1 protein-coding gene (only partly in view) is annotated in these 12,493 nt (G+C 35.4%); it reads left to right on the top strand.

Translation table 11 applies throughout. From position 1 onward, the window contains the following. A protein-coding gene (ebh, locus tag JQN76_RS10935; RefSeq protein ID WP_205397774.1) for a hyperosmolarity resistance protein Ebh crosses the window boundary here: on the top strand, window positions 1–12,493 show its 3' portion. Its footprint begins 18,914 nt before the window's first position; 12,493 of the gene's 31,407 nt are visible here — the last part of the coding sequence; the start codon falls outside the window, past its left edge; it ends in the stop codon at window positions 12,491–12,493.

Here is a 12,493-nt window from a genome sequence, read left to right as displayed (position 1 = left end):
ACTTCAAAATGGTATTAATGACCAAAACACTGTTAAACAACAAGTGAACTTTACAGATGCTGACCAAGGTAAGAAAGATGCTTACACAAATGCTGTTACGAATGCTCAAGGTATTTTAGATAAAGCAAACGGTCAAAATATGACAAAAGCACAAGTTGAAGCTGCATTAAATCAAGTAACGACTGCTAAGAATGCTTTAAACGGTGATGCAAATGTAAGACAAGCAAAATCAGATGCGAAAGCAAACTTAGGTACATTAACACACTTAAATAATGCACAAAAACAAGATTTAACATCACAAATCGAAGGTGCAACAACAGTCAACGGTGTAAATAGTGTTAAAACGAAAGCACAAGACTTAGATGGTGCAATGCAACGATTAGAGTCAGCAATCGCAAATAAAGATCAAACTAAAGCGAGCGAAAACTACATTGACGCAGATCCAACTAAGAAAACAGCATTTGATAATGCCATCACACAAGCTGAATCTTACTTAAATAAAGATCATGGTACGAATAAAGATAAGCAAGCTGTTGAACAAGCAATTCAAAGTGTAACGTCTACTGAAAATGCTTTGAACGGTGACGCGAACTTACAACGCGCTAAAACTGAAGCTACACAAGCTATCGATAACTTGACACAATTGAATACACCGCAAAAAACAGCATTGAAACAACAAGTGAATGCTGCACAACGCGTATCAGGTGTAACTGATCTGAAAAATAGTGCTACATCACTTAATAATGCGATGGATCAATTAAAACAAGCAATTGGTGATCATGACACAATTGTAGCTGGTGGTAATTACACTAACGCAAGTCCTGATAAACAAGGTGCTTACACTGATGCATATAATGCTGCGAAGAATATCGTAAATGGTTCACCTAATGTGATTACAAATGCAGCAGATGTTACTGCGGCAACACAACGTGTCAATAATGCTGAAACAAGTTTAAATGGTGATACAAACTTAGCAACTGCGAAGCAACAAGCTAAAGATGCATTACGTCAAATGACACATTTATCTGATGCACAAAAACAAAGTATTACTGGTCAAATTGATAGCGCGACACAAGTAACTGGTGTACAAAGTGTGAAAGACAATGCAACAAATCTTGACAATGCAATGAATCAACTTCGAAATAGTATTGCGAATAAAGATGAAGTAAAAGCGAGTCAACCATATGTTGATGCAGATACAGATAAACAAAATGCATACAATACAGCAGTTACAAGTGCTGAAAATATCATTAATGCAACGAGTCAGCCAACACTTGATCCATCTGCAGTAACACAAGCAGCTAATCAAGTGAACACTAACAAAACGGCGCTTAATGGTGCGCAAAACTTAGCAAATAAAAAGCAAGAAACAACTGCTAACATCAACCGATTAAGTCATTTAAACAATGCTCAAAAGCAAGATTTAAATACACAAGTGACAAATGCACCAAATATTAGCACAGTAAATCAAGTGAAAACTAAAGCTGAACAATTAGATCAAGCAATGGAACGTTTAATCAACGGAATCCAAGACAAAGATCAAGTGAAACAAAGTGTTAACTTTACAGATGCAGATCCAGAAAAACAAACAGCATACAACAATGCGGTAACTGCTGCTGAAAATATTATTAATCAAGCAAATGGTACAAATGCGAACCAATCACAAGTTGAAGCAGCACTTTCAACTGTAACAACTACTAAACAAGCGTTGAATGGTGATAGAAAAGTAACAGATGCTAAAAACAATGCAAACCAAACATTATCTACGTTAGATAACTTAAACAATGCACAAAAAGGTGCTGTTACTGGAAACATCAATCAAGCGCACACTGTAGCTGAAGTAACGCAAGCCATTCAAACCGCTCAGGAACTGAATACAGCGATGGGTAACTTGAAAAATAGCTTGAATGATAAAGACACTACACTTGGCAGTCAAAACTTTGCAGATGCAGATCCAGAGAAGAAAAATGCATACAATGAAGCGGTTCGTAATGCTGAAAATATTTTAAATAAATCTACAGGTACGAACGTGCCTAAAGATCAAGTTGAAGCAGCTATGAATCAAGTGAATACTACAAAAGCAGCGCTTAATGGTACTCAAAACCTTGAAAAAGCGAAACAACACGCAAATACAGCAATTGACGGTTTAAGCCATTTAACAAATGCACAAAAAGAGGCATTAAAACAATTGGTACAACAATCGACTACTGTTGCAGAAGCACAAGGTAATGAACAAAAAGCAAACAATGTTGATGCAGCAATGGACAAATTACGTCAAAGTATTGCAGATAATGCGACAACAAAACAAAACCAAAATTATACTGATGCAAGTCCGAATAAAAAGGATGCGTACAATAATGCTGTCACAACTGCACAAGGTATTATTGATCAAACTACAAATCCAACTTTAGATCCGACTGTTATCAATCAAGCTGCTGGTCAAGTAAGCACAACTAAAAATGCATTAAATGGTAATGAAAACCTAGAGGCAGCGAAACAACAAGCGACACAATCATTAGGTTCATTAGACAACTTAAATAATGCGCAAAAACAAGCTGTTACTAATCAAATTAATGGCGCGCATACTGTTGATGAAGCAAATCAAATTAAACAAAATGCGCAAAACTTAAATACAGCGATGGGTAACTTGAAACAAGCGATAGCTGACAAAGATGCTACGAAAGCAACAGTTAACTTCACTGATGCAGATCAAGCCAAACAACAAGCATATAACACTGCTGTTACAAATGCTGAAAACATTATTTCAAAAGCTAATGGTGGCAATGCAACACAAACTGAAGTTGAACAAGCAATCCAACAAGTTAATGCAACAAAACAAGCATTAAATGGTAATGCCAACGTTCAACATGCAAAAGACGAAGCAACAGCATTAATTAATAGCTCTAATGACCTTAACCAAGCACAAAAAGACGCATTAAAACAACAAGTTCAAAATGCAACTACTGTAGCTGGTGTAAACAATGTTAAACAAACAGCACAAGAGTTAAACAATGCGATGACACAATTAAAACAAGGCATTGCAGATAAAGAACAAACAAAAGCTGATGGTAACTTTGTCAATGCAGATCCTGACAAGCAAAATGCATATAATCAAGCAGTAGCAAAAGCTGAAGCATTAATTAGTGGTACGCCTGATGTAGTCGTTACACCTAGCGAAATTACTGCAGCTTTAAATAAAGTTACGCAAGCTAAAAATGATTTGAATGGTAATACGAACTTAGCAACGGCGAAACAAAATGTTCAACAAGCTATTGATCAATTGCCAAACTTGAATCAAGCGCAACGTGATGAATACAACAAACAAATTACGCAAGCAACTCTTGTACCAAACGTCAATGCTATTCAACAAGCGGCGACAACGCTTAATGACGCGATGACACAATTGAAACAAGGTATTGCGAATAAAGCACAAATTAAAGGTAGCGAGAACTATCACGATGCTGATACTGACAAGCAAACAGCATATGATAATGCAGTAACAAAAGCAGAAGAATTGTTAAAACAAACAACAAATCCAACAATGGATCCAAATACAATTCAACAAGCATTAACTAAAGTGAATGACACAAATCAAGCACTTAACGGTAATCAAAAATTAGCTGATGCCAAACAAGATACTAAGACAACACTTGGTACACTAGATCATTTAAATGATGCTCAAAAACAAGCGCTAACAACTCAAGTTGAACAAGCACCAGATATTGCAACAGTTAATAATGTTAAGCAAAATGCTCAAAATCTGAATAATGCTATGACTAACTTAAACAATGCATTACAAGATAAAACTGAGACATTAAATAGCATTAACTTTACTGATGCAGATCAAGCTAAGAAAGATGCTTATACTAATGCGGTAGCAAATGCAGAAGGTATTTTATCTAAAGCAAATGGCAGCAATGCAAGTCAAACTGAAGTGGAACAAGCGATGCAACGTGTGAACGCAGCGAAACAAGCATTGAATGGTAATGACAATGTACAACGTGCAAAAGATGCAGCGAAACAAGTGATTACAAATGCAAATGATTTAAATCAAGCGCAAAAAGATGTATTAAAACAACAAGTTGATGCTGCGCAAACTGTTGCAAATGTAAACACGATTAAGCAAACAGCACAAGATTTAAATCAAGCAATGACACAATTGAAACAAGGTATTGCAGATAAAGACCAAACTAAAGCAAATGGTAACTTTGTCAATGCTGATACTGATAAGCAAAATGCATATAACAATGCGGTAGCGCATGCTGAACAAATCATTAGTGGTACACCAAATGCAAACGTGGATCCACAACAAGTGGCTCAAGCGTTACAACAAGTGAATCAAGCTAAGGGTGATTTAAACGGTAACCATAACTTACAAGTTGCTAAAGACAATGCAAATACAGCCATTGATCAGTTACCAAACTTAAATCAACCACAAAAAACAGCATTAAAAGACCAAGTGTCGCATGCAGAACTTGTTACAGGTGTTAATGCTATTAAGCAAAATGCTGATGCGTTAAATAATGCAATGGGTACGTTGAAACAACAAATTCAAGCGAATAGTCAAGTACCACAATCAGTTGACTTTACACAAGCGGATCAAGACAAACAACAAGCTTATAACAATGCAGCTAACCAAGCGCAACAAATCGCAAATGGCACACCAACACCTGTATTGGCGCCTGATACAGTAACACAAGCAGTTACAACTATGAATCAAGCGAAAGATGCATTAAACGGTGATGAAAAATTAGCGCAAGCGAAACAAGATGCTTTAGCAAATCTTGATACGTTACGTGACTTAAATCAACCACAACGTGATGCATTACGAAACCAAATCAATCAAGCACAAGCTTTAGCTACAGTTGAACAAACTAAACAAAATGCACAAAATGTGAATACAGCAATGGGTAACTTGAAACAAGGTATTGCAAATAAAGATACTGTGAAAGCAAGTGAGAACTACCACGATGCTGATGTCGATAAGCAAACAGCATATACAAATGCAGTGTCTCAAGCGGAAGGTATTATCAATCAAACGACAAATCCAACGCTTAACCCAGATGACATTACTCGTGCATTAACTCAAGTGACTGATGCTAAAAATAGCTTAAACGGTGAAGCTAAATTAGCCACTGAAAAGCAAAATGCTAAAGATGCCGTAAGTGGAATGACGCATTTAAACGATGCTCAAAAACAAGCATTAAAAGGTCAAATCGATCAATCGCCTGAAATTGCTACAGTGAACCAAGTTAAACAAACAGCAACGAGCCTAGATCAAGCAATGGATCAATTATCACAAGCTATTAATGATAAAGATCAAATATTAGCGGACGGTAATTACTTAAATGCAGATCCTGACAAACAAAATGCGTATAAACAGGCAGTAGCAAAAGCTGAAGCATTATTGAATAAACAAAGTGGTACTAATGAAGTACAAGCACAAGTTGAAAGCATCACTAATGAAGTGAACGCAGCGAAACAAGCATTAAATGGTAATGACAATTTGGCAAATGCAAAACAACAAGCAAAACAACAATTGGCGAACTTAACACACTTAAATGATGCACAAAAACAATCATTTGAAAGTCAAATTACACAAGCGCCACTTGTTACAGATGTCACTACGATTAATCAAAAAGCACAAACGTTAGATCATGCGATGGAATTATTAAGAAATAGTGTTGCGGATAATCAAACGACATTAGCGTCTGAAGATTATCATGATGCAACTGCGCAAAGACAAAATGACTATAACAAAGCTGTAACAGCTGCTAATAATATCATTAATCAAACTACATCGCCTACGATGAATCCAGATGATGTTAATGGTGCAACGACACAAGTGAATAATACGAAAGTTGCATTAGATGGTGATGAAAACCTTGCAGCAGCTAAGCAAGAAGCGAACAACAGACTTGATCAATTAGATCATTTGAATAATGCGCAAAAGCAACAGTTACAATCACAAATTACGCAATCATCTGATATTGCTGCAGTTAATGGTCACAAACAAACAGCAGAATCTTTAAATACTGCGATGGGTAACTTAATTAATGCGATTGCAGATCATCAAGCCGTTGAACAACGTGGTAACTTCATCAATGCTGATACTGATAAACAAACTGCTTATAATACAGCGGTAAATGAAGCAGCAGCAATGATTAACAAACAAACTGGTCAAAATGCGAACCAAACAGAAGTAGAACAAGCTATTACTAAAGTTCAAACAACACTTCAAGCGTTAAATGGAGATCATAATTTACAAGTTGCTAAAACAAATGCGACGCAAGCAATTGATGCTTTAACAAGCTTAAATGATCCTCAAAAAACAGCATTAAAAGACCAAGTTACAGCTGCAACTTTAGTAACTGCAGTTCATCAAATTGAACAAAATGCGAATACGCTTAACCAAGCAATGCATGGTTTAAGACAGAGCATTCAAGATAACGCAGCAACTAAAGCAAATAGCAAATATATCAACGAAGATCAACCAGAGCAACAAAACTATGATCAAGCTGTTCAAGCCGCAAATAATATTATCAATGAACAAACTGCAACATTAGATAATAATGCGATTAATCAAGCAGCGGCAACTGTGAATACAACGAAAGCAGCATTACATGGTGATGTGAAATTACAAAATGATAAAGATCATGCTAAACAAACGGTTAGTCAATTAGCACATCTAAACAATGCACAAAAACATATGGAAGATACGTTAATTGATAGCGAAACAACTAGAACAGCAGTTAAGCAAGATTTGACTGAAGCACAAGCATTAGATCAACTTATGGATGCATTACAACAAAGTATTGCTGACAAAGATGCAACACGTGCGAGCAGTGCATATGTCAATGCAGAACCGAATAAAAAACAAGCCTATGATGAAGCAGTTCAAAATGCTGAGTCTATCATTGCAGGATTAAATAATCCAACTATCAATAAAGGTAATGTATCAAGTGCGACTCAAGCAGTAATATCATCTAAAAATGCATTAGATGGTGTTGAACGATTAGCTCAAGATAAGCAAACTGCTGGAAATTCTCTAAATCATTTAGATCAATTAACACCAGCTCAACAACAAGCGCTAGAAAATCAAATTAATAATGCAACAACTCGTGATAAAGTGGCTGAAATCATTGCACAAGCGCAAGCATTAAATGAAGCGATGAAAGCATTAAAAGAAAGTATTAAGGATCAACCACAAACTGAAGCTAGTAGTAAATTTATTAACGAGGATCAAGCGCAAAAAGATGCTTATACGCAAGCAGTACAACACGCGAAAGATTTGATTAACAAAACAACTGATCCTACATTAGCTAAATCAATCATTGATCAAGCGACACAGGCAGTGACTGATGCTAAAAACAATTTACATGGTGATCAAAAACTAGCTCAAGATAAGCAACGTGCAACAGAAACGTTAAATAACTTGTCTAACTTGAATACACCACAACGTCAAGCACTTGAAAATCAAATCAATAATGCGGCAACTCGTGGCGAAGTAGCACAAAAATTAACTGAAGCACAAGCACTTAACCAAGCAATGGAAGCTTTACGTAATAGCATTCAAGATCAACAGCAAACGGAAGCGGGTAGCAAGTTTATCAATGAAGATAAACCACAAAAAGATGCTTACCAAGCAGCAGTTCAAAATGCAAAAAATTTAATTAATCAAACTAACAATCCAACGCTTGATAAAGCACAAGTTGAACAATTGACACAAGCTGTTAACCAAGCTAAAGATAACCTACACGGTGATCAAAAACTTGCGGACGATAAACAACATGCGGTTACTGATTTAAATCAATTAAATGGTTTGAATAATCCGCAACGTCAAGCACTTGAAAGCCAAATAAACAACGCAGCAACTCGTGATGAAGTAGCGCAAAAATTAGCTGAAGCAAAAGCGCTTGATCAAGCAATGCAAGCATTACGAAATAGTATTCAAGATCAACAACAAACAGAATCTGGTAGCAAGTTTATTAATGAAGATAAACCGCAAAAAGATGCTTACCAAGCAGCAGTTCAAAATGCAAAAGATTTAATTAACCAAACAGGTAATCCAACACTCGACAAATCACAAGTAGAACAATTGACACAAGCAGTAACAACTGCAAAAGATAACCTACATGGTGATCAAAAACTTGCTCGTGATCAACAACAAGCAGTAACGACTGTTAATGCATTGCCAAACTTAAATCATGCACAACAACAAGCATTAACTGATGCTATAAATGCAGCGCCTACAAGAACAGAGGTTGCACAACATGTTCAAACTGCTACTGAACTTGATCACGCAATGGAAACATTGAAAAATAAAGTTGATCAAGTGAACACAGATAAGGCTCAACCAAATTACACTGAAGCATCAACGGATAAAAAAGAAGCAGTTGATCAAGCGTTACAAGCTGCTCAAAGCATTACAGATCCAACTAATGGTTCAAATGCAAATAAAGATGCTGTAGAACAAGCATTAACGAAGCTGCAAGAAAAAGAAAATGAGTTGAATGGTAATGAGAGAGTCGCTGAAGCTAAAACACAAGCGAAACAAACTATTGACCAATTAACACATTTAAATGCTGATCAAATTGCAACTGCTAAACAAAACATTGATCAAGCGACGAAACTTCAACCAATTGCTGAATTAGTAGATCAAGCAACGCAATTGAATCAATCTATGGATCAATTACAACAAGCAGTTAATGAACATGCTAACGTTGAGCAAACTGTAGATTACACACAAGCAGATTCAGATAAGCAAAATGCTTATAAACAAGCTATTGCTGATGCTGAAAATGTATTGAAACAAAATGCGAATAAGCAACAAGTGGATCAAGCACTTCAAAATATTTTAAAAGCAAAACAAGCATTAAATGGTGATGAACGTGTAGCACTTGCTAAAACAAATGGTAAACATGACATCGACCAATTGAATGCATTAAACAATGCTCAACAAGATGGATTTAAAGGTCGCATCGATCAATCAAACGATTTAAATCAAATCCAACAAATTGTAGATGAGGCTAAGGCACTTAATCGTGCAATGGATCAATTGTCACAAGAAATCACTGGCAATGAAGGACGCACGAAAGGTAGCACGAACTATGTCAATGCAGATACACAAGTCAAACAAGTATATGACGAAGCGGTTGATAAAGCGAAACAAGCACTTGATAAATCGACTGGTCAAAACTTAACTGCAGAACAAGTTATCAAATTAAATGATGCAATCACTGCAGCTAAGAAAGCATTAAATGGTGAAGAAAGACTTAATAATCGTAAAGCTGAAGCATTACAAAGATTGGATCAATTAACACATCTAAACAATGCTCAAAGACAATTAGCAATCCAACAAATTAATAATGCTGAAACGCTAAATAAAGCATCTCGAGCAATTAATAGAGCAACTAAATTAGATAATGCAATGGGTGCAGTACAACAATATATTGACGAACAGCACCTTGGTGTTATCAGCAGCACAAATTACATCAATGCAGATGACAATTTGAAAGCAAATTATGATAATGCAATTGCGAATGCAGCACATGAGTTAGATAAAGTGCAAGGTAATGCAATTGCAAAAGCTGAAGCAGAGCAATTGAAACAAAATATTATCGATGCTCAAAATGCATTAAATGGAGACCAAAACCTTGCAAATGCCAAAGATAAAGCAAATGCGTTTGTTAATTCGTTAAATGGATTAAATCAACAGCAACAAGATCTTGCACATAAAGCAATTAACAATGCCGATACTGTATCAGATGTAACAGATATTGTTAATAATCAAATTGACTTAAATGATGCAATGGAAACATTGAAACATTTAGTTGACAATGAAATTCCAAATGCAGAGCAAACTGTCAATTACCAAAACGCTGACGATAATGCTAAAACAAACTTCGATGATGCCAAACGTCTAGCAAATACATTGCTAAATAGTGATAACACAAATGTGAATGATATTAACGGCGCAATTCAAACAGTCAATGATGCAATCCATAATCTTAATGGTGATCAACGACTACAAGATGCTAAAGACAAGGCAATTCAATCTATTAATCAAGCTTTAGCTAATAAGCTAAAAGAAATCGAAGCTTCAAATGCGACGGATCAAGACAAGCATATTGCGAAAAATAAAGCAGAAGAATTGGCAAACAGCATCATCAACAACATTAATAAAGCAACAAGTAATCAGGCTGTATCTCAAGTTCAAACAGCAGGCAAGCACGCGATTGAACAAGTGCATGCCAATGAAATACCAAAAGCTAAAATTGATGCCAATAAAGATATTGATAAACGTGTACAAGCTTTAATTGACGAAATCGATCAAAATCCAAATCTAACAGATAAGGAAAAACAAGCACTTAAAGATCGAATTAATCAAATACTTCAACAAGGTCATAACGACATTAACAATGCGCTGACTAAAGAAGAAATTGAGCAGGCAAAAGCACAACTTGCGCAAGCATTACAAGACATCAAAGATTTAGTGAAAGCTAAAGAAGATGCGAAAAATGCAATAAAAGCCTTAGCTAATGCGAAGCGTGATCAAATCAATTCAAATCCAGATTTAACACCTGAGCAAAAAGCAAAAGCGCTCAAAGAAATTGACGAAGCTGAAAAACGAGCACTACAAAACGTTGAGAATGCTCAAACTATAGATCAATTAAATCGAGGATTAAACTTAGGTTTAGATGACATTAGAAATACACATGTATGGGAGGTTGATGAACAACCTGCTGTAAATGAAATTTTTGAAGCAACACCTGAGCAAATCCTAGTTAATGGTGAACTCATTGTACATCGTGATGACATCATTACAGAACAAGATATTCTTGCACACATAAACTTAATTAATCAGCTTTCAGCAGAAGTTATCGATACACCATCAACTGCAACGATTTCTGATAGCTTAACAGCAAAAGTTGAAGTTACATTGCTTGATGGATCAAAAGTGATTGTTAATGTTCCTGTAAAAGTTGTAGAAAAAGAATTGTCAGTAGTCAAACAACAGGCAATTGAATCAATCGAAAATGCGGCACAACAAAAGATTGATGAAATCAATAATAGTGTGACATTAACACTGGAACAAAAAGAAGCTGCAATTGCAGAAGTTAATAAGCTTAAACAACAAGCAATTGATTATATTAACAATGCACCTGATGTTCATTCAGTTGAAGAAATTCAACAACAAGAACAAGCGCATATTGAACAATTTAATCCAGAACAATTTACGATTGAACAAGCAAAATCAAATGCAATTAAATCGATTGAAGATGCAATTCAACATATGATTGATGAAATCAAAGCTCGTACTGATCTAACAGATAAAGAGAAGCAAGAAGCTATTGCTAAGTTAAATCAATTAAAAGAACAAGCAATTCAAGCGATTCAACGTGCGCAAAGCATCGATGAAATAAGTGAGCAATTGGAACAATTTAAAGCTCAAATGAAAGCAGCTAATCCAACAGCAAAAGAACTAGCTAAACGCAAGCAAGAAGCAATTAGTAGAATTAAAGACTTTTCAAATGAAAAAATAAATAGTATTCGAAATAGTGAAATTGGCACAACTGATGAAAAACAAGCAGCAATGAATCAAATTAACGAAATTGTGCTTGAAACAATTAGAGATATTAATAATGCGCATACATTACAGCAAGTTGAGGCTGCATTGAACAATGGTATTGCTCGAATTTCAGCAGTACAAATTGTAATATCTGATCGTGCTAAACAATCGTCAAGTACTGGAAATGAATCTAATAGCCATTTAACAATTGGTTATGGAACTGCAAATCATCCATTTAACAGTTCGACTATTGGACATAAAAAGAAAATTGATGAAGATGATGACATTGATCCACTTCATATGCGTCACTTTAGTAATAATTTCGGTAATGTTATTAAAAACGCTATTGGTGTGGTGGGTATCTCTGGCTTACTAGCTAGTTTCTGGTTCTTCATTGCCAAACGTCGTCGTAAAGAAGATGAAGAGGAAGAATTAGAAATAAGAGATAATAATAAAGATTCAATAAAAGAGACTTTAGACGATACAAAACATTTACCACTTTTATTTGCGAAACGTCGCAGAAAAGAAGATGAAGAAGATGTTACTGTTGAAGAAAAAGATTCGCTAAATAATGGCGAGTCACTCGATAAAGTTAAACATACGCCGTTCTTCTTACCAAAACGTCGTCGTAAAGAAGATGAAGAAGATGTGGAAGTTACAAATGAAAACACAGATGAAAAAGTGTTGCAAGATAACGAACATTCACCAATCTTAATCGCAAAACGACGCAAAGATAAAGAGGTAGATGTTGAAACAACAACTAGTATTGAATCTAATGAAGATGACGCACCTTTATTATTGGCTAAAAAGAAAAATCAAAAAGATAACCAATCCAAAGGGAAAAAGTCGGCATCAAAAAAACCTTCTAAAAAGCTAGCAGCTAAAAAGAAGAAAAAGAAATCTAAAAAAAATAAAAAGTAA

This window comes from Staphylococcus sp. SM3655, assembly GCF_016917315.1.
Classification (GTDB): Bacteria; Bacillota; Bacilli; order Staphylococcales; family Staphylococcaceae; genus Staphylococcus; species Staphylococcus aureus.
This window is presented reverse-complemented; position numbering and strand designations above follow the sequence as displayed.